Consider the following 20,192-nt stretch of genomic DNA (forward strand, 5'->3'; position numbering starts at 1 on the left):
CTTAGCCTGCCTAGTTTGCAGCAAAATTTATTCGATCAACCAAATCTGGAAAAACTCGCCAGCAAAGCAGCGTTTACCCATGCGCCGCGCTTTTTGCTGCTGTACGGTTCCTTACGCGAACGGTCTTACAGCAAGCTACTGACACTGGAAGCAGCACGCTTGTTAATTGCCATGGGTGGCGAAGTGAAGGTGTTTGACCCGCAAGGCTTACCGCTGCCAGACGCCGCGCCTGAAACCCATCCCAAGGTGCAAGAACTGCGCGAACTGGCCTTGTGGGCCGAAGGCATGGTCTGGTGCTCGCCCGAGCGGCATGGCGCGATGACCGGCATCATGAAAGCGCAGATCGATTGGATACCTTTATCGGTTGGTGCGGTACGTCCGACTCAGGGCAAGACGCTGGCGGTGATGGAAGTATCGGGTGGCTCGCAATCGTTTAACGCAGTCAATCAACTGCGCATACTGGGGCGCTGGATGCGCATGATCACCATCCCCAACCAGTCTTCGGTGGCCAAAGCTTTTCTCGAATTTGACGAGGCCGGACGCATGAAACCATCGGCCTACTACGACCGAGTGGTGGATGTGATGGAAGAATTATTCAAGTTCACCCTGCTGACCCGTAACGCCTCGCCGTATCTGGTAGACCGCTACAGCGAACGCAAAGAAAGCGCGGAAGAATTATCCAAGCGCGTCAATCAGAAAACGCTTTAGTCTGAAGCGAGCATTCGTGCGTAGAGCCAGAACAAAAGTCAAAACACTGCCCTGCCAGCGCGCATATTCCATGCGCCTCTTCAGGCATACTGGCTGCAAAGCCGCATGGAATATGCGCGGCGGCAGGGTCGATTTTGAAATCTGCGCAAAACTAAGTCATTGCCTGATTACGCGTTTACAAGCCCTGTAATTTCAAGGTCTCTATCTCGGTATCGGCATCATCGACCAGGCGCGCCCAACCATCAAATTTTGCCATACCCAAACTGCGTGCCATAGACAGTAACAGGCTCTGCCCGGGTGCAGGACGTTCAGGCGTGAGGCTATAGACCGGGTCGGCAAAGGCAGCCGCTGGCGTCGTGATGGCCCAGCCCATCTGCTTGAACATAACGATCACATCATCGAGCCACAGGGCATTGATCAGATTGTGATGCATCAGCATCACCATCGCAATGTCGCGCCCCTGCAGTTGCTGCGACAGCGCACGATACGCCAGCGCCCTTTGCCGCACATGCGCCAGATACGCGAGCTTGATGGCAGTGACGTCAGCCTTGCTATTTTTTTGCAAGACGGCTCGCAGTTTTTCATCCAAACGCCAGTCGCTGGTGTCGAGACTCACGTACGCATTCCGGTAGCCCTGCTGCTTGAGAAAGTTGCGCATACCTTCGCGCTTCTCGGGTGTATTGCCTTCTCTCAGATAGGTGTAACGAAACCACTTTTGGTAGCCCGGCAAGGTACTGATAATCTGATCGCAAGCGAGCACCTCGGCCTGATACTGCGCCAGACTCACCGCCGCACTATCGAGATCGAGGTGGCTCATGGTGTGGTTGCCAATCGCATGCCCGGCCAGCCCCCAGGCTCTGGTCAACGCCAAACCGCTAGCCTGATTCGCACCATAATTTGCGGTCACAAACAGCGCGGCCTGAATGCCATGCTTAGTCAGCGCATCCAAAATAGACTGATTACGTGCCTGCGCACTCAATAACGGGGTCTCCGCCAGATCCGGACCATCGTCAAACGTCAGGGCGACACTTTGCGCCTGAACATCCAGCGCACACAAGCACAGCGCTGCCGCCAGAGCCGCGAAGCGGTAGATAAGTGGCTGGGAATTTTTAATCAGAGACATAGGGAATACCATAATAAAATTCGAAAAACCAACTAGGACATCGCATCCTAAACAAAGCTATTGAGCACTCTGCCAAGGCGCATATTCCGTGCGCGTCTTCAGGCACACTGGCTGCAAAGCCGCATGGAATATGCGCAGTGGCAGGGGCGATTTTGAAATCTACGCAAGACTAAGTCATTGCCCGTTGCCCGCTTACGCGGGCTGGAAAATAGCAGCGTTCCGCTCTGGCTAGCTATTTGATTTTAAAAATAGCGTCGACTGACTGCTCAAATTTAAGTGCCACGATCATCAACAGATCGCGCGTTTCCTGCTCATTGCGCTGGATAGCCTCTGTTTCGGAATTGGAAGTCTGCAAGCCAATTGCGCTACTCAGATTCTTAAGCTGTCCGGCTGAGATAGCGGTGGCAGCCCCCACGTGTTTACCCAAACCACGCGCCATGGCTTCGGCCCGACGTTGCGCATCCTTGACCGCTAGCGCCGACAGGTCCATCTCTATCTGGTCGCGGGTGGTAATGCGAAATGAGGTCGAAAAATGCGTGAGGTTTTTCATGTTGAGCAAGGTGGACATGAGAGGACGCCATTCTTTCAGATCATTCACCTCGATATGGACCGTGCATACGATGTCATATATCGGTTCGGCTTTCGGATCGGTCTCGTTAGCTTTGCGGATTTCCCTGCGTACGTCGCGAATCGCTATCTCGTTGGTGCCACCGCCATGCTCGGTCATCACGGCCTGCAGCTCGGCGGATCGGGCATCAATAAGGGCGCGCGCCACGGCAGGATCGGCGTCGTAAGCACTGATCTCGAAATCAATGTCACCACGGTCGGGGGCGACATGCATGTACGCATTGCCGCTGGAATGGATGAATGGGTAAGTCGGTAAATCTGCGGCTTGCGTTGGCAGTAAAGAGATCATCAAGCTGGCAACAACTAAGATTTTCTTGAACATTAAAACTCCGTAAAAAGTTGAATCGAAAAAAATGAACACTGCATCATCGTCAGCTTGCGGCGCTTGTTATACGCTGATTCGATGACGTCAAAAGATGTTCCGCATTACTCTATATAGAAATCTATTTACCCCCTCTGCCAACGCGCATATTCCATGCGCTTCTTCAGGCACACTGGCCGCTAAGGCGCATGGAATATGCGCAGTGGCAGGGTACGATTTCAATTTCATGCACCACTGCGGCATGCTAGCCGATGACGCTAATCGGAGCTACGCGGGGCTGCCTGGCCGCGTATCCGCATGATGCGATCTGCGCCGCTTGGGTGGCTAGACAAATACGGGGTAATGCCTGGATCTAGTTGATTGAGTTTTTCAAAGGCGTGCGCCATATGTTCTCTGGCAATGCCGTTTTTATCTAGCATGCGCAATGCATAATCATCTGCCTCAGTCTCGGCATCGCGTGAATATTTTAAATCTAACAGCAGAGTCGGGATATTCGCGATGACGGCCGAGACGTCTCCAAATAAAAGAGTGACTCCCGCGGCAATCGCCGAACTTTGTATGATGCGCCGGCTTAAATGACGCTCGTGCAAATGCCCTAGCTCATGCGCCAACACGCCCATCACTGCGTCCTCATCGGCCATTAAGGCGACCAATTCATCGGTCAAGATGATGTCGCCAGATGGCAGAGCAAAGGCGTTAGGGCCAATTTTACTTTTACGAAATTGCAAATGAAAAGCCGGACTATCGGGCGATGGAGCTTGCAGATTTTGAAATCGGCTGAGGATGGCTTGTTGCTGAGCCGGTGATAGTTCCGATTTTTGAAAGGCATCCTTATCCAGATATTCCAGGATGCCATCACCCAGACTGCGCTCTACCGATACCGGCAGATTCATCGCCAGCGTACGCGAGGCGACTGGCAAACCGTAAAAATAGATCAGCAAGAGTAGCGCGATGGTCGCACCCAGGGCCAACAGACTGCCATGCCAACTTTGCTGCATGCGCACTACCCAGGAGTCTTGAAAACCAAGCTGCTCCAATAGGCGATTGAAGGCGGCATGGTCACTAATCTCCAGATAAGCGCCATCTGGGAAAGTGACTTTGCGTGGCGCGGAATTGCTACGCTCGGATAAACGCAATTGCGCCAGTGGACAAGCACGCCGCCAGCCCTCTGCAACGCCATTGTGTCCGCCCGCCCCAGCCTCAGCCGCGCCATTTTCTTGTAAGTGTGCGACCCCATCCTGTACCGTCAACAGCACGTGCATCAGGCGCGATGTTTTACCATCAAAATAGTGCGCGGCCACTGCTGTCATAGTGAGATGTCAAAATCCAATAAGTCGGCCATGCCTTCGCCAGTTGCACTGACTTGTTCTTCGGTAACGGCAATAAAATGATCCAGACTACCGTTCATTTGCAAGGACAAATTTTCGACCCGGTAACGTAAGGCTCTTACCTGGGCGAATGGAATAAATAAACCCAAAGTACAGACTATGCCGAGAATATTCGTCAGCATGATGCTAGTCATACGACCCCATTTTAAATGGCTAGAAAATTGATGCTCACCTAACTTGGTATGATTCCAGATCAGATTTTGTAAGAGCGTCAAAAAGATAGGGTAAACCGCAAACATCCACAAATACAGAGCCAAGAAAAATCCTATGATAGGGAAAATGATCGCGCTACCGATGTGGCCTTTACGAATTGCCGACAGAGCCGCGAAGGCGGCACCGCCAAACACCAGACTAATGACCACCAGACCGGCCAGCATGATGCCGAAACCGACCAAATAACACCAGTAAAACGATTTCACCTTGCCGTCAAAAGAAAAGTGCGTGGCACCGAAACGGCTCTCATTATGCTGAAAACGCTTGATGCGCTGATGCATGAAAGGCGCCAGTAAATACATACTGAACAGCGCAAGTAAGGGCCAGAGCAAATACGTGACGTAGGCTTGCGCGGCATCACCGCGAAATCCGAAACGTATGCCGCGATAACTAGAGTTATATAACTTAAACTGTAGACTTTTCCAGACTAGCCAGGGCATCACGCTAGCGAGTATCGCCATCATCAGCAAACCCAGCGTCAGCGAATGTTTAAACGCCAGCTGATAGGCAAGCACAAACACCAGCGCGACGATGCGCCCTTTTAAAATCGCAATGGCATTGCCATGGTATTCAAAACTACTGCCAGCCAACGAGGTATTCGAATAAAAATAGCGATTGCGTCTGACCTTGGCCCAGGCCGAATAGATCCCCAAAGTAAGAATAGAAAGCAGCAGATTGACTATCCAAATGCGAAAATATTCGCTACCGCTGCCTTTGAACTCTAGCGACACAGGACTAGCGCTATCGAAGACCGGTAGCGCCGTGCTGGCTTGATGAGTCAGATCCATAATTATTCCTGTTTATCCCTTAAAGCCCAGCACGATGCCACCAGATTATCATAGTGTCAAGCATGTTTAGCAAGTTTCAATGCGTTTGCATACTGGAGTAACGCGGGTCCAGCGTAACGCGGGAATTGGATAAAGCGGCCGGTGTGCTGGGTGCGTAGTTGATGGCGATTCGAGGCAGTCAATGCCTCTATCTCTGCAAATAGGCACTGCCGCTCTCAGTGTAAGCTAGCGACGCTAAGCAATCATGCATGTGCAATCGGCTCGCTAGCGCACGCAGCGGAATATTAAATTCAAAACCCAGCAAACGCTTAAATATATTCAATACTTAAGCGTTTGTGTCGTGCTTAGCTAGCGTATTGAGGATCAAAGAATAGAGGGCAAGATATATTGTTCCAGTATGGTAAAGGGGCGCTCGGCCTTATCTGAATTATAGTTCTCACCCGTAAAGACCACGACCAGTTCGAGCTCGGGGATGATGAACAGGTACTGCCCGCCATTACCCCAGGCAAAATGCATCATTAGCTTCTTACCTTTATACGGTTCTAATCTTAACCACCAGAGGTAGCCATATTTCCATCCATTATCAATCAGGACGTGTTGACTGCTAACCGTATTTACCCATGCGGCAGAGAGTAGTTGATTACCCTTCCAACTGCCTTTTTGTATCATCAGTTGGCCAAGCTTGGCCAGATCGCGCGGACGCATTTGCAAATGGCCGCCGGTATCGGTCTGCTGCTGATGATCAAAATCGGCCCATTGCACGTTGCTGATACCTAGCGGGGCGAGCAAAAATTTTTTAGAAAATTCGGGTATCGATGATCTACTCGCCTCTGCAATCACGCGCCCCAGCGCAACCGCGCCGCCAGTGCAGTAATGCGTTGCAGTTCCTGGCGCAGCAGCTTGCGACAGGTATAGCAAGTAGCGCACCCAATCGGCGGACTTGTACATTTTATCTTCATTTCCGGGAGAATCAGGATTGCGGTCGTCGCAGCTCAGACCGGTACTCATCGTCAACACATGTTCTAGCGTGATGCCTTGTTTCAGCCCAGGCGCGTCTGGATAAAGCTTGGCCAAGCGTGCGCTCAGAGGCTCATCCACCCCGCTCAAAAAATGCTGATCAATAGCAGCCCCGACCAACAGTGCAGTAATACTCTTAGTGGCCGAGCGCAGATCGTGCAACATGTCTTTGTGGTAGCCGTTCCAGTATTGCTCAAACACCGGTTTGCCTTGTCTTAGCACCAGCATGCTGGCCAGGCCATGGGTTGCTGCAGCGGGTAAATCAGTCAGTGCGCGAGCTAGTAAGCTGCCATCCATGCCAACCTCGTCCGGTGCAACCAGCACCCATTCTTCGTTCGGATTTGGCGGCACTTCGATGCGCGCTGCCGTAGCAATGGGCGGCGCGACAATAGCGTCCGCCGATTTGCTATTGCCAGCTCCGCAGGCTTGCAGTAGCAAGATGCAGACGCTGCTAATCAACATATAAATAATACGCCTCATACTGTTTACTACTAAATAATCTCGGTTCACACATGTCTCCCTAGCTTTTCTCTATAAACATCAAAATACCAATGCAGAAATATCGTCATGCTACGCACTTTAGGACTAAGGAAAACGGCTGCGACCAGGCGGGTAAGACTATGCCTTGGCGCTGTTAGCGCAGTTCTGACTTTACATCTTTTGGCATTTTACTAAGCTCAAGCTTAGGCTTAGCTTAAGGTCAGAAGCAAGGCTAATTATTCCAACCCGGCTGGTCACCCAAACAGTATGTGCAGCGATGATACTGAGGAGGTTTTGCACAAGTCCTAACGATATATAATCAGCCCATGCATATACTCATGATAGAAGACGACCTGGATCTGGGTCTGGCATTGCAGCGCGCGCTTAAGGCCGACGGTCTGTCCAGCGAGTGGCTACGCCGCATCGCCGATGTGCCTCATTCATTCGAGGGCCGATCGTATGACTGCGTGTTACTCGACCTGTCTTTACCGGATGGCACAGGCATGGATTTACTCCGGCGCTGGCGTCGCTGCGGGATGACGCTACCGGTCATCGTCATCACCGCCAAAGCCTTATTGGAAGACCGGCTCGCAGGCCTCGATGGTGGAGCCGACGATTTTATCGTCAAACCGTTTGCAACGGCTGAACTGGTGTCGCGCATACGTGCAGTGCTGCGCCGGTACGCGCAACAGGCCAGTGAAGTGTGGAACATAGGTGCACTAGAAATTGAACCACGTAAGTACCAGATCAGGCTTGACGGTAATAAGCTCGATTTGTCACCACGGGAATTTCATCTGCTACTGGAACTGGCGCGTGAACCGGGTGCCGTGGTCGCCAAAGGCGAGCTGTCTCAGCGGCTCGCGCCGCTAGGCGATCCGCTTGATTTTGGCGCAGTTGAAGTCCATATGTCGAATCTGCGGCGCAAGATCGGGGCGCACAGAATTCAGACTGTACGCGGCATCGGTTATCTGCTGCTCACTTGAAGTGTACATGCATAGTTTGATGCGTCCTACTTTAGTCAGGCGAGTATTTTTCTCGCTGCTAATCGCTTGCTCGGTCATTTGGACTATCATGATGGCGCTCGATCTGAGCATTAACCTAGGTGATGCGAAGACCAGCGAAGAGCTCAGCGAACTAAGTGCCTATCTGGTCGATGGGCTGGCCCAGATAGAGAATGAAGCGGCCGCCGGCAGCTTCATTCTGGGCGCGGTCGGCGAGGCGAAACGCCCGGCATATAACTGGCGCAATTTCGGCTTTGTGAAGTATCAGCTCAGCGACCGGAATGGCCGCCTGTTACTCTCCAACCTGGCCGTTAGTGAACCTGCGCTTGCTGGAAAAGTGGGACAGGTATCGGCAATTGAGCGCAATGGCCGGCGCTTTCTGCTGCTCAGAAGCGAAACGCCGCGCTGGTCGCTGAATATAGCCTTACCGCTGCACACTTTTTGGGGAATACTCAGAGACGACTGGCTAGAATTAACGCTCAACATCCTGATCGCGTTTCCTTTTATTTTTATCCCAGTCTGGATTGCCATCTCCCGGGGTTTACGTCCGCTCAATCTCTTATCCGAGCGGATCGCCGCACGTGGGAGCGGCGATCTTTCGGCTGTCAATGTCGATCCTAGATACGCCGAGATGAAACCCCTGGTGACGGCACTCGATAGTTTGTTAGCGCAATTAAGACACACCATCCATCGCGAGCACGCCTTCGTCCAGGATGCCGCGCACGAATTAAGAACGCCGATGGCGGTCATTTCAGCACAGGCCCATGTATTGAGCATGGCCAGCAACGCGCAAGAGCGCGGTGAAGCCGAGCGACACATGGATCTGGCGATCGCCAGAGCAGCGCATTTGATACAACAGCTACTCGACCTGGCACAACTAGATGCCAGACCAGCGCAGCCATCAGAGGCGCTCGATGTGGCCCAACTAGTGCGTCAGGAATTGGCTCTGCGCGCCCCAACTGCGATCGCCCGCAAGCTAGATCTGTCGCTGGAAGCGCCCGATAGCCTGTGTCTGGCGCTAGAACCAAATGCCTTTCGCTCAGTACTGCAAAATTTAGTCAATAACGCTCTCCATTACGTGCAACAAGGCGGACGCATCGTGGTCGAATTAAAAGAACAAGATGATGTGGTGAGCTTATCGGTAGCAGACAATGGCCCCGGCATCCCCGAGTATCAAAGAGAGTTGGTGTTCGAGCGCTTCCATCGTGGCACAGGCAATACTGCACCAGGATCTGGCTTGGGACTAGCCATAGCGCGCCAGGCTGCCGCCGCTTTAAACGGGACCATACACATTGCGACGGGTTTAGATAACAGCGGCTGCCAATTTGTGTTGCGCCTACCAAACAGTAAATCTATCAGACTAAAATTTGACTGATAGATTTGACTGATAAATTTGACAGATAAATCGGCCCGATACGGACCAGATCACGAACTTGAGGGCTGCTCGCTTTTTTTTGCAGGCGAGTTTCGCTAACATTTCTGAGTTATTAGCGATGCTGCACCCAGAATCGATATGCCACATACTCCCATCCGGTATATTTTCATTGCGCAATAAGGACGTGCGAAATCAGCTTAATTTACTAAAAAATTGGGGGAGTATATAAACTATTAGGCCAAGCCGCGCGCGGCGAGTAATGCATGGGCGCGATCCGCCCCTACAAAAAACTTTATAAAAGCCAAAAGGGAAGCATCACAGCTGCTGTTGTGGATTTCCGGATCAACACTGAATCCGGCCTTGCTCAGTAATGGCTAGCTTGTTTATCGCAATCTGCGCGTGGTTTCTCGCACTACCAGCTCTAAGGCCGGCAGCGTGATATCGACAGGTGTGCCGCTGATCAGTCCCAGCAAGGCGCTGCTGGCAGCTAGCCCCATGTCGTACAGAGGTTGGCGGATGGTGGTCAGTGGCGGGGTGGTGTACAGCGAGGTTGGCAAATCATCGAAGGCGATTAGCGAGATATCATCCGGCACCCGTATGCCCTTGCGGTACAGGCTTAAACGGACACCGTAGGCGCTCTGGTCATTGACCGCGAACACGGCGCTAAATTGCTGCTGACTTTCGATCAGGCGATTGATTGCCAATAAACCGCTGGCTTCATGCAGATCACTCTCGGCCACCAGTTTGGGATCGTACTCAATGTCGGCCTCCAGCAAGGCGCGCCGGTAGCCTGCCAGACGCTCGTCGGCATCTGGATTATCCGAAGGCCCGGCCACGAAGGCGATGCGTCGGTGGCCTAGCTCGATCAAATGGCGCACCGCCAACATGGCACCATATTCATTATCGAGTTTAAAGCCGATCGCACTGTCGCTGCTGAGCGCCCGCCCGGTGGCAACGATAGGTCTTTGCTTGGCAAAGCGCAGCACATCCTGATCTGCGATATGGCCAGAGAGCAGGATCAAGCCATCGACCTTACGGGCCAACAGCAATTTAATTCGGTCGGCTTCTTCTTGCGCATTCCAGTGGCCGCTGACGATCACCGAGGCATAACCGGTAGCTTTCAGGCCATCATCAACGCCACGCAAGGTCTCGGCAAAAAACGGGCTGGAAATATCCTGCACCACGATGCCTATGGTCATCGATTTGCCACTCTTGAGACTCTGAGCGAGCTGATTCGGTTCGAAGTGCATCTCGGCGATCGCGGTCTCTACCGCCTTACGCTTATCTGCCGACACTTTGGCGGTGCCGTTTAAGATACGCGACACGGTGCTTGGCGAGACCCCGGCCACCCGCGCCACATCGAGTAAAGTCACCGGAGCTTGATTCAATTCATTGTCGATCACTGCATGCCTTTCATACTTTAGCTAGATTTGGAGTTACGCAAAACTGCTCCCGCGTCTTGGGATCCGCCTTGCCTTACCAAAATTCGGACTTCGGCGGCCCGCCTATTTAGAGCCATTTTGCGTAACTCCATAGAGAACACATCGCTGTTGAAAACCTTTTCAATGACAGAGTAACATAAATTATTAACAGCATTCACCCGCTACTCAACAAATGCCCGTATCTATAGAGAATAGGAACAAGATACTGATTTAATTATAGCGTTGAATAGATGCTTTTACGACAAATGGCTTAGAGCGCACAAGGGATCCTGTATCTTTAAAGTGTCAACGCTAGCCGCTCCTCGCCTCAGTCAGTTCAGTACGAAAATATCGCATAGCTAAACGCTCAAAAGAAAACGATTTCATCAATTCAAGAATAAAAAATGCCAATTATGACAAAACCCAAGGTAAAACCTTTCCGTCAGCCAAAACATCACCTATCAATTTTGGCAAAAAACGTGAAAATGCGTGATTTTCCTTGAAATATTCTTGACCGCTTGACGAATTCCAGTAAAATATGAAAACGATTTCATAAAACAGACTTATAAAAACCATACCTCCGGAGACTTGCATGCTGACACCATTCGCAGTGATAGCGCCACCTGTTGGCGTCATCGCTTAGCATCATTTAATACACGCATTCCTACCGCCATTTCCTCGCTTGTGCGATTCTCCAAGCACTTTAAAGATCTGCTACATGACTATGTCAAATAATAATTCCGAGTCTGCTTTTTCCTCTTCCTTTATTTGGGGCGTCGCTACCAGCGCCTACCAAATCGAAGGTGCCGCCGCTGTCGATGGCCGCGGGCCATCTATCTGGGATACCTTCACGCACACTCCTGGGAAAATCATTGATGGCAGCACCGGTGATGTCGCCTGCGACCACTACCATAAGTATGCAGAAGATGTGGACCTGATCGCCAGCCTCAGCGTTGATGCCTATCGGTTTTCTATCTCGTGGTCACGGGTGCAGCCGCTAGGTTATGGTGCATGGAATGAACCAGGTTTTGAGTTTTATTCCAAACTCTTAGACAAACTAGCAGAAAAAAATATCGCCGCTCACGTCACCCTGTATCACTGGGATTTACCGCAAGGCTTACAAGATCAGGGCGGCTGGCTGAGCCGCGATACGCCCAGACATTTTGCCGAATATGCCGCCGAAGTCGCGCGCCGTTTTGGTAACCGGGTCGCCACGATCGCCACCCATAATGAACCCTGGTGTACCGCGAATCTAGGCTACGGCAATGCACAGTTCGCCCCTGGTATAGCCGATACCGCCTTATCGATACAGGTATCCCATCATTTATTGCTCTCGCATGGATGGGCGATGCAGGCGATGCGTGCCGTCAATAGCAGCGCCAAACTGGGTATCGTACTCAATCAATGGACCGCAATGCCAGCGACCGACTCTGCGCAAGACCAGGCCGAGGCCGAATGGGAATATGCGCGCTCGGTGCAATGGTTCATGGATCCCATCTTCAAAGGCAGCTACCCGCAAAAAGCGCTAGACCGCATGGACATGAGTCAATTCCATGTGGCAGACAATGACATGGCCGAGATACGCCAGCCTATCGATTTTCTGGGGGTGAACTATTATTTCCGCTCGTATATCAGTACCGAAGTCCCTGCCAAAAAACCAGAAGGCAAACTCGGCTTTAGCGACATGGGTTGGGAAATTTATCCGGATGGATTAAGCGACCTGCTGCTACAGTTGAATCGCGAATATACCGATCTGCCGCCTATCTACATCACCGAAAACGGCATGGCAGTGGCCGACGCTATACAAGATGGAAAAATCGATGACGCAGCACGCATAGAGTATGTGCGCCTGCATTTGAAAGCGCTGCACGACGCAATCGCACAGGGCGTCAATGTACAAGGCTATTTCTATTGGAGCCTGCTGGATAATTTCGAGTGGAACTCCGGCTACGCCAAACGCTTTGGCCTGGTGTATGTCGATTACGAAACGCAAGAGCGCACTTTAAAAAACAGCGCGCTCTGGTATCGTGATTTTATTCAAAATCAAGTGGCAGCACGAATAAACCCGGCGCACTTTCTAGGACAAAGGCAGCCACGACGTTAGGGCTCAAAATAAAACTCAGGAAAATTTGACGATGAAATTGGACAATTAACCAACACGGAACAACGCAAATCGCTGTTCCGTGTTTGTTATACTCTGAGTTGCGTCGACCTATTTCGATCTAAAAATCAGTTGCTTCATTTTCTGCAGTTTCGGCGCTACTACCGGTACCGTTAACATAGTGCTGAGTACGGCCATCACCAGCAGCGCGGTGAAGGTCTGATTGCTGATGATGTTTTTATCGAGCAGCACATTGGCGAAGATAATCATGATCAAGCCCTTGGTCTGAAGTAGCCAGCCCATGATAGAGGCCTCGCCCCGCTCCCATTTAAGGATTTTTCCGGCAGCATGTATGCCTGCCATTTTGCCGCCGACTGACACCACTAAAAACAGCAGTCCTGCGCCGAATACCGCTACCCCGCCTAACTGCCAGTTAGTGCGCAGACCGGTGCTAAGAAAAAATACCGGCATCAGCATCATCAAAACAAAATGGCGGAGTTTATCCATTTCCTCCTGATCGAACCAGGCGCCATCCATCACCATGCCCGCCAAAAATGCCCCCACCATAAAATGCAGGCCAGACCAGTCGGCAAAATACGAGCAGGCCGACAACCAGATAAAGGCCGCATACCAGCGATCGCGCTCGGGTATCTTGCGCATCAAACGACGAAATACATAACTGGCGACGGCAAAGCCAAACAAAAACATCAATTGCCGCCAGACTCTGTCCCAATCGAGCAAAATCAGCGCTAACACGCCCCAGATCGCGACATCATCCAAGCTGGCGTAACGCAAAATGCGTTGACCTATGGGCTGGCGCAAAATTTCCAGTTTCTCCATCAATAAAATCAAGACTGGCAAGGCCGTCACCGCACAAGACATTCCCACTCCCAGTACAAACTGCCAGCTGTGCGCTTTTGGCCCCATCCAGTCCGGGCTATACCAGAGTAAAAATACGGCGGCGGCGCTACCAAATACCAGCGGCACGCCCAAAGCCAGGCTGGCGGTGATGCCGCTTTCGCGCCGGTATTCCCACATTTTTTTGAGATCTAGCTCGACGCCGGCGATCATCACAAATACCATCACTGCCCACCAGGCGATGCCATTGAGCGCACCTATCACTTGAGGATTAAACACGAAACGATAATAGTCCGGGAAGATTGCGCCAAGCACGCCCGGCCCCAGAACGATACCGGCAATAATTTGCACCACTACTAGCGGTGCCCAATAATCGGTATTCCCCAGACGCCAGATCAAATAAGGGACACTAAAAATCAATGTCATCGCGATCAAAAAAATTTCGGTGGTATTCATGTATGTTTGCGGACCAGGGATAGGGTAAAAACGGAATAAAAAAAGCCCCCTATCATAGTCGAAAGGGGGCTACTTATCAGGAATTAAACCTGAGAATAGTTAAGGCTAATAGCAGTGCTACTTCGCCGCTTAGAAATCCATACCGGCATTGAAGCCAAAGGTACGTGGCGCCAGGTATTGCGATTGCCAGACCTGAGTACCATTACCATTCGAGAAGCCATTTTGCGCGCTAGTCTTAATCGCGTTATCGCTGACATTTCGAACAAAGGCGTCGATATAAAATCTACCGGCCGCATAGCGCAGACCCAGATCGGTACGCGCATAGGCTTCTTGTTTATCCGGCGCGCCGAAATGGTCGCTAAACACGCTCAAGCCACTTTCAGATTCGTAATGCACACTGATGCGCGGCGTGATCGTCGCGTCGCCCATGTGGAATACATGTTGATACTGAAACTGCGCTTGTATCTTCGGTGTATGCGGCATGGTGAAGCCAGTCACATCAACACAAGTACTGATAGTCGGATCGGCGACGCATTTTGGCAAGGCGTAATCGTTAGAACCACCGATCAATTTACCCAGCGTTGCCTTAGGCGTGTAAGCCAGTGAGACTTGTATCTTGTCGTCCTTTGTCAGTTTGACGGCGATCTCGGTTTCGAAACCGGCAATCTTGGCACCTTCTGCATTATTCGTTGCCAGAGTATGCGAACCATCAGGATTGGTCACTGGTGCACTGAACTGGAAATCCTTGAAGTCTTCGTAGAAGAAGGCATTATTAATTTTAACTGTGCCGCCAAACAAAGTGTGCTTACTACCGATTTCATAGTTAGTCAGAGTTTCTGCACCGTAGGTTCTGCCGCCATCTTGCAGCCCACCCGACTTGTAACCTGTCGAGTAGCTGGCATACATCATATTGTCTTTATTTAAGTCGTAACTAATGCGCGCCAGACCAGTTACTTTATCACCGGTGTAAGTACCATCGTTAGAAGGCTTACTTGGGCTATAGCCCTGCCCCGGTTTGGTCGGATCGATGTGAGGATTGAGCGGGGTTTGCGGTACTGTCGCATCGTAGTTCCAGGTGTAGCCATTGCCGCCGACGTTGGTGCGTGTGTCTTTGGTGTAACGCAAGCCACCGGTAAAATGCAGGCTTTCTGTCGCGTTCCAGGTAGCCTGGCCAAATGCGGCTGAGGATTCTACGGTTTCTTTAGGTTGAATGAAACTCCCTTGCCAGCCGACGCTACCTTGTTGGGTACCGTTCATGATAGGGATATCAAAACGGATGTCATTGGTCTCGGCCGCATAGTACAAACCGAGCAACCAGTCTACGTCGCGCTTACCTGTCGATTGCAATTCGAGCTCATGGCTGTAGTTGACATAGTTAGAGGAAACCGTATTGTTTTCCTGATGCGAGCCGCCCGTAGTGAAGCTAGTCGGAACCGCCGCACCACCATCCTGATCATAACGGGATGAACCGCTAAATTTTGAGTACCCGGCGATATACGCCATAGCCATACCGTCATTGATGGCGAAATCTACACGGCTGCGTAGCGAATCCGAATTACGTTCAACCGCAGGCGCTGTATCGATCAAAGCCGACCATAATTTTTGACCATCACGCGGTGTTTGCATCAGATTCATACCCGGTGTGCCGCGGTCGGTATACTTTTCGTAAGACAGATTCCAGTTAATTGCCGCAGTCGGTTTCCACAACATGCTGATACGGGCCGCACTCTGATCTTGCGCGCCATACTTAGGTCCATTGGCAACGAAGAGATTCGGGTTCATAGTCTGAAAACCGAGCAGGCTACCTTTGTTCGATGCTGCATACGCCGCTTGCTGGCTGGCGATAGAAATACTTGGCAATGTTTGATAATCAACATAGCCATCGTGTTTTTCGTTGATATACGCAAAACGCAAAGCCATGGTGTCGCTGACCGGCACATTGAAAGCACCGCGCACACCGAGGCGGTTAAAGTTACCCATGCCGCCTTCAATATTGCCGGAAGTTTCACCTATGATAGGTCGCGCGGTCTGCATGTTCACTGCACCAACCGTTGCGTTACGACCCCACAGCGTACCCTGAGGTCCGCGCAAGACTTCTATGCCTTCCAGATCAAACAGCAAGGCAGTAGCGCCCTCAGGACGCGGTGAATAAATACCATTGATAAAAGTAGCGACTTCAGGATCGGCGTATTCAGTCTTGGCGCTATCGTTACCGACACCGCGCATGGTCATCGTGATGACGCCATGATCACCTTGCGCCGTTGCGGAAAAACCCGGCACCAGATTCACCACGTCTTGAATAGTCTGTACATGCGCATCCTCGAGTGCCGCGGCATTCAATGCAGTTATAGCGACCGGGGTTCTTTGCAGGGAAGTGGCGCGCTTAGTACCTGTCACGAACACTTCGGCGATAGTAGCGGACTCACCGGTCGCTTTTACCTGGGCTTGTGCTGGTGATTGTTCTTGCGCATGCGCCGTGTGGATGCTGGCGATCAAAGTAAGGATAGCCAATTGAATAGGGGAGCCCAACATCTTACAGGGCTGTGGTGTGCGAACGTTCATACGTCTCCTGTCTCGTTAATTTCATTGCCGGTATCCCGGCTTTGTTTATATTATATTTGAAAACGATTTCAATTTTCTTGAAACCGATTTCATAATAGGTGTAAATCCGCTCAGGTGCAAATTTAAAACGCGCAATTTTCATAATTTTTGGCGTATTATTGACTCTTGTTGCGATTTAACCACTCAAAATTTCGACGAACCGTCATTAAAAAACTAAAAATGAGACCAAAATGAAACCGATTTCAAACATCTTAATTGTTGGTGGAGGGACTGCCGGCTGGCTTACCGCCGCCTTTCTGGCCAAATCCTTAGGAGCAGCATCAAGTAAAGCAGTGCGCATCAGCGTGGTAGAGTCGCCAGAAATCGGCATTATTGGCGTCGGTGAAGGCACGTTCCCCTCGATACGCGGCACACTGGCAGCCATAGGCATAGCCGAGGCGCGCTTTATCAAAGAATGCAATGCCAGCTTTAAGCAAGGGATAAAGTTTGTCGACTGGGTACGCCCAAAAGGCAGCCCCGGAATTGATCATTACTTCCATCCATTTAGCCAGCCAAGTCAGCGCCAGGGCGGCCCCGAATTACTGCCTTACTGGTTGCAAGGTGCTGCGGGCAACAACATCCCCTTTGCGCAAGCGGCGACCATGCAAAAACGCATCGCCGATGCCTCACACGCGCCGAAACGCAGCGAAGACGGCGACTTTTTGGGGCCGATGAATTACGCCTATCATTTCGACGCCAGCCTGTTTGCCAAACTACTGGAAACACACGCAAAATCTCTCGGTGTGCAGCATATCTCGGCCACCGTTGAGCAGGTCCAACTGGCTGAGGATGGTGCGATTGCGGCCGTCATCACGCATGCAGCAGAGCGCCTCGTTGCCGACCTGTACGTAGACTGCAGCGGCTTTCGGGCGCGCCTGATCGGCCAGGCATTAGGCTCAGCGTTTACCGCGGTTGACGAGGTTCTGTTTGTCGATCGCGCACTGGCAGTGCAAGTGCCTTACCCAGCCAGCGACAGCCCCATCCCCTCGTACACTATCTCGACTGCACAAGAAGCTGGCTGGATCTGGGATATAGGCTTGCAACAGCGGCGCGGCGTCGGCCATGTCTACTCCAGCCGCCACACCGATGAGGCCCGCGCTGAGCAGGTATTGCGAGACTATTTACGTGACCATATTGGCCCGGACAATGCGCAAATAACACCGCGCATGCTCAAGCTAAAGGTCGGTTATCGCGAAGTGCACTGGATAAAAAACTGTGTAGCGATAGGCCTGTCAGGAGGGTTTCTGGAACCGCTGGAAGCGTCCGGCATCGGCCTGATAGAAACCGCCGTGTATCTGCTAAGTTACTTGTTTCCGCACGATGGGAACACCGCTCCGGTGGCCAAACTATTCAATAGCATGATGAAGGACAGGTATGAACGGATAGTCGATTTCGTCAAGATGCACTATTGCATTAGCCAGCGCAAGGACAGCCAATTTTGGCTGGACAACGCAGAGACACGCAGCATCCCAGAGAGCTTGCAAGAGAAACTGGCGATGTGGCGCTGCCGTCCGCCGCATAGACTGGACTTCATTACCGATCTTGAAATGTATCCGCCGTCTAGCTGGCAATATGTGCTGTACGGGATGGAATTTAAGACGGCACTGCATGCCAACGCCCTCGCCTATCCGCGCATGGAAGAGGCGCGCCAGGAGTTTCAGATGATAGAGCAGATGTCGCGACGCGCATTGGATAATCTGCCCACACACCGTGCCTTGATCGAGCAATTTTGCGCCCGCTATCGGCAACAATTACACGACAAGCAAGCAGCAGCATAGACGTAACATCAGCGCAAAAAAAGAATGATGGGCCGTCTTTGTTCATGCTATCCTGATTTATGAAAACCTTTTCACGTGGTTTTCAAAAGCATTTTCAAGACCATTTCCATGGCCACTTTTAGACAGGGAATATCGAGCACCGCAGAGCGCTCATACTGACGTTTTACCTATATTTGTAGCAAAGACTACAAATTAAAATTTGAGCACCCTAAGCCGCCTAGCTTTCGCGAACGGCAGGTGTTGCTCAAGTTATTCAAGCTAAAAAAGAAAGCTGACATGCAAGAGACAAGCAAAAAAATATCACCTCTATTCTGGGTGCCGACCGGCTATTTCACGATGGCACTGACCTATATGACGCTCACCAGCGTCACCGCCATCATGTTTAAAAACATGGGCATGGACAATGGCAAGGCGGCCGAATACGCCAGCTACCTGATACTCGCCTACACCATCAAACCCTTGTTCGCGCCCTTTGTAGAAATGTACAAAACCAAGAAATTTTTCGTGATCTGCGCGCAAGTGCCGGTCGGGCTAGGTTTTTTCGGCGTCGCGCTGGCGATGTCTTTACCTAATTACATGCCGATATTGATGCTGCTGTTTTGGGGATTATCGTTTCTGGGCGCGACCCAGGACATCGCCTCTGACGGTGTGTACGTCACCTCGCTCGACAGCAAAACACAATCGCTGTATTGCGGCATTCAGGGCTTGAGCTGGAACATCGGCCCGATTATCGCCTCCGGTGGTCTGGTCTACCTGAGCGGCAAACTGCACTCAGAAGTGTTCCACCATGATCCCAAAGTATTCGGGCCAGAATGGGTCGATGCCTGGCGCATCGTGTTTTTTATTGTGGCAGCGGTCACGGTATTGATGGCGTTCTGGCATATGCGCATGATGCCCGATGGGGCCAAAGCCGAAAACACCCCGACCAGCGCCAGCGCAGTCTGGTACATCATGTCCGATTCGTTCAAGACGTTTTTTCAAAAGCGCGATGTCTGGCTGATGATCGCCTTCGCCTTTCTGTTTCGCCTGAGCATAGGGTTTTTGGAAAAAATCGGCCCCTTCTTCATGGTTGATCCTGTCGCCAAAGGCGGCCTGGGTTTATCCAATGAATTGCTGGGCATCATTTACGGCACGTATGGCTTAATCGCGGTGCTGGCGGGTTCACTCTTGGGCGGCGTATTTTTGGCACGGCGCGGCTTGCAGCCTTCGCTGTTTCTACTGTGCTGCGCAGTGAATCTGCCCAACATCACGTTTCTGATCATGAGTATCTACCAGCCCAGCAATCTATTGCTAATCACCGCTGGTGTCGCGATAGAGAAATTCTTCTTCGGCTTTGGCGGAGTCGGCTTTATGATTTATCTGATGCAGCAACTAGCACCGGGCAAATACACCACCACGCACTACGCTTTCGGCACCGGCTTGATGGGCTTATGCATGATGGTCACCGGCGTCATCAGTGGCCATCTGCAGCAACTACTGGGCTACACCAGTTACTTCGTATTTGTGATGCTGGCCACCATTCCTTCTTTTCTGGTGTGCTGGTTTGCGCCCTTCCATCAAAAAGAGGCGGTGATCGCGCCACCGGAAAACCCAGCAACCACAGTATCCGCGGCGACATAGACGGCAATCCCAGAACTATCACTCAGGGCGCGCAGCAATCTGACGCGCCCTTTTTACGCAGAATATCTAACACTCATGTAGCTAAAAGTGAGCTGCCGCACTCGCCTAAGTTAAAATAGCGGCATGAGTAAAGCTCTGTCCTGTCGCCCCCATTGTGCCGCCTGCTGTATCGCGCCCTCCATCACCAGCCCCATCCCCGGCATGCCCAATGGCAAACCTGCTGGTGTCAGATGTATCCAACTGGCTGAAAACAACCGCTTCCGCATATTCGGAAAACCTTAACGGCCAACGTTCTGCGGTGGGTTGCGATCTAGC

General features: G+C 51.6%; 15 protein-coding genes and 1 pseudogene. 7 read left to right on the plus strand and 9 right to left on the minus strand.

Annotated features, from left to right (window positions below):
• The first annotated feature begins 15 nt into the window (after positions 1-15).
• Entirely contained in the window at positions 16-708 is a 693-nt protein-coding gene (arsH, locus tag ACO0K8_RS18160) for an arsenical resistance protein ArsH (protein ID WP_422948160.1), read from the plus strand.
• Positions 709-883: 175 nt separating this feature from the next.
• Here arsH and ACO0K8_RS18165 read toward each other — a convergent pair whose 3' ends face one another.
• The 5 genes from ACO0K8_RS18165 to ACO0K8_RS18185 all read right to left on the minus strand — a co-directional run bounded on the left by ACO0K8_RS18165 (position 884) and on the right by ACO0K8_RS18185 (position 6,666).
• Positions 884-1,831 (minus strand): polysaccharide deacetylase family protein, encoded by a 948-nt coding sequence (locus ACO0K8_RS18165; protein ID WP_422948061.1) that lies wholly within the window; start codon positions 1,829-1,831, stop codon positions 884-886.
• 232 nt (positions 1,832-2,063) lie between these two features.
• Positions 2,064-2,780: an SIMPL domain-containing protein gene (locus ACO0K8_RS18170; protein ID WP_422948062.1), complete on the minus strand. Its 717-nt coding sequence runs from the start codon at positions 2,778-2,780 to the stop codon at positions 2,064-2,066.
• A gap of 257 nt (positions 2,781-3,037) precedes the next feature.
• Entirely contained in the window at positions 3,038-4,090 is a 1,053-nt protein-coding gene (locus tag ACO0K8_RS18175; RefSeq protein ID WP_422948063.1) for a M48 family metallopeptidase, read from the minus strand.
• Complete coding sequence (locus ACO0K8_RS18180; protein ID WP_422948064.1) at positions 4,087-5,169, minus strand: YjgN family protein; 1,083 nt, start codon at positions 5,167-5,169, stop codon at positions 4,087-4,089. The genes ACO0K8_RS18175 and ACO0K8_RS18180 overlap by 4 nt, the downstream gene beginning before the upstream one ends.
• Before the next feature lie 363 nt (positions 5,170-5,532).
• A complete protein-coding gene (locus tag ACO0K8_RS18185; protein ID WP_422948065.1) occupies positions 5,533-6,666 on the minus strand; it encodes a serine hydrolase domain-containing protein in 1,134 nt (377 codons plus the stop codon).
• Between the two features lie 326 nt (positions 6,667-6,992).
• Between ACO0K8_RS18185 and ACO0K8_RS18190 the strand changes: the two genes are divergently transcribed.
• Complete coding sequence (locus ACO0K8_RS18190) at positions 6,993-7,649, plus strand: response regulator (RefSeq protein WP_422948066.1); 657 nt, start codon at positions 6,993-6,995, stop codon at positions 7,647-7,649.
• A gap of 7 nt (positions 7,650-7,656) precedes the next feature.
• On the plus strand, positions 7,657-9,042 hold the full coding sequence (locus ACO0K8_RS18195) for a sensor histidine kinase (RefSeq protein ID WP_422948067.1): 1,386 nt from the start codon (positions 7,657-7,659) through the stop codon (positions 9,040-9,042).
• Positions 9,043-9,425: 383 nt separating this feature from the next.
• Here the strand turns inward: ACO0K8_RS18195 and ACO0K8_RS18200 are convergent, their stop codons facing one another.
• Positions 9,426-10,445, minus strand: a complete 1,020-nt coding sequence (locus ACO0K8_RS18200; RefSeq protein WP_422948068.1) for a LacI family DNA-binding transcriptional regulator — start codon at positions 10,443-10,445, stop codon at positions 9,426-9,428.
• A gap of 429 nt (positions 10,446-10,874) precedes the next feature.
• Positions 10,875-11,099: a hypothetical protein gene (locus ACO0K8_RS18205; protein WP_422948069.1), complete on the minus strand. Its 225-nt coding sequence runs from the start codon at positions 11,097-11,099 to the stop codon at positions 10,875-10,877.
• An 82-nt stretch (positions 11,100-11,181) separates the two neighbouring features.
• Here ACO0K8_RS18205 and ACO0K8_RS18210 point away from each other — a divergent pair, with 82 nt between their 5' ends.
• Positions 11,182-12,567, plus strand: coding sequence for a GH1 family beta-glucosidase (locus ACO0K8_RS18210; RefSeq protein ID WP_422948070.1), 1,386 nt, complete (start codon positions 11,182-11,184; stop codon positions 12,565-12,567).
• Positions 12,568-12,675: 108 nt separating this feature from the next.
• Here ACO0K8_RS18210 and ACO0K8_RS18215 read toward each other — a convergent pair whose 3' ends face one another.
• Entirely contained in the window at positions 12,676-13,878 is a 1,203-nt protein-coding gene (locus tag ACO0K8_RS18215; protein WP_422948071.1) for a cation:proton antiporter, read from the minus strand.
• A gap of 129 nt (positions 13,879-14,007) precedes the next feature.
• Positions 14,008-16,440, minus strand: a complete 2,433-nt coding sequence (locus ACO0K8_RS18220; RefSeq protein ID WP_422948072.1) for a TonB-dependent receptor — start codon at positions 16,438-16,440, stop codon at positions 14,008-14,010.
• A gap of 230 nt (positions 16,441-16,670) precedes the next feature.
• Between ACO0K8_RS18220 and ACO0K8_RS18225 the strand changes: the two genes are divergently transcribed.
• The 3 genes and pseudogenes from ACO0K8_RS18225 to ACO0K8_RS18235 form a co-directional block, all read left to right on the plus strand.
• Positions 16,671-18,257 carry a tryptophan halogenase family protein gene (locus ACO0K8_RS18225; RefSeq protein WP_422948073.1) on the plus strand — a complete coding sequence of 529 codons (1,587 nt, stop codon included), beginning with the start codon at positions 16,671-16,673 and terminating at the stop codon, positions 18,255-18,257.
• A 276-nt stretch (positions 18,258-18,533) separates the two neighbouring features.
• The gene (locus ACO0K8_RS18230; protein WP_422948074.1) at positions 18,534-19,877 is read left to right on the plus strand and encodes an MFS transporter; all 1,344 of its coding nucleotides are present in this window, start codon (positions 18,534-18,536) and stop codon (positions 19,875-19,877) included.
• Positions 19,878-20,000: 123 nt separating this feature from the next.
• Positions 20,001-20,156: pseudogene (locus ACO0K8_RS18235) on the plus strand (YkgJ family cysteine cluster protein); the annotation flags it as partial.
• Positions 20,157-20,192: the final 36 nt, after the last annotated feature.

The organism is Undibacterium sp. Ren11W (assembly GCF_049340485.1).
GTDB lineage: Bacteria > Pseudomonadota > Gammaproteobacteria > Burkholderiales > Burkholderiaceae_D > Undibacterium.